Annotated in this window: 2 tRNA genes and 2 rRNA genes; all 4 read left to right on the top strand. The window is 46.0% G+C overall.

From position 1 onward, the window contains the following. Window positions 1-130: ribosomal RNA gene (locus AC1DIT_RS28370) — 16S ribosomal RNA — on the top strand; the annotation flags it as partial. A 131-nt stretch (window positions 131-261) separates the two neighbouring features. After that, window positions 262-338 (top strand) — tRNA-Ile (locus AC1DIT_RS28365). Window positions 339-346: 8 nt separating this feature from the next. Then, window positions 347-422: transfer RNA gene (locus AC1DIT_RS28360), tRNA-Ala, on the top strand. 77 nt (window positions 423-499) lie between these two features. Beyond that, a 23S ribosomal RNA gene (locus AC1DIT_RS28355) occupies window positions 500-593 on the top strand; the annotation flags it as partial.

The following is a 593-nucleotide window of genomic DNA, read 5'->3' as shown; positions in this document are numbered from 1 at the left end:
CGAGAGTTTGTAACACCCGAAGTCGGTGGGGTAACCTTTTTGGAGCCAGCCGCCTAAGGTGGGACAGATGATTGGGGTGAAGTCGTAACAAGGTAGCCGTATCGGAAGGTGCGGCTGGATCACCTCCTTTCTATGGAGAATTGATGAACACTGTTCATCAATATAAGTTTCCGTGTTTTGTTTTCGTTTAGTTTTGAGAGTTCAATAAACGTATTGACTCTTAAAAGAGAATATGATATAAAATAATTCCGCAATTTGTATGGGCCTATAGCTCAGCTGGTTAGAGCGCACGCCTGATAAGCGTGAGGTCGATGGTTCGAGTCCATTTAGGCCCACCATACAATTTGGGGCCTTAGCTCAGCTGGGAGAGCGCCTGCCTTGCACGCAGGAGGTCAGCGGTTCGATCCCGCTAGGCTCCACCAAAACGCTATTTTATATAGCATGGTATGTTCTTTGAAAACTAGATAACAGTGTAGCTCATATTTTTTAATTTTAGTTTGGTTAAGTTAGAAAGGGCGCACGGTGGATGCCTTGACACTAGGAGTCGATGAAGGACGGGACTAACGCCGATATGCTTCGGGGAGCTGTAAGTA

Source organism: Bacillus sp. 05T22, assembly GCF_056396765.1.
This window is presented reverse-complemented; position numbering and strand designations above follow the sequence as displayed.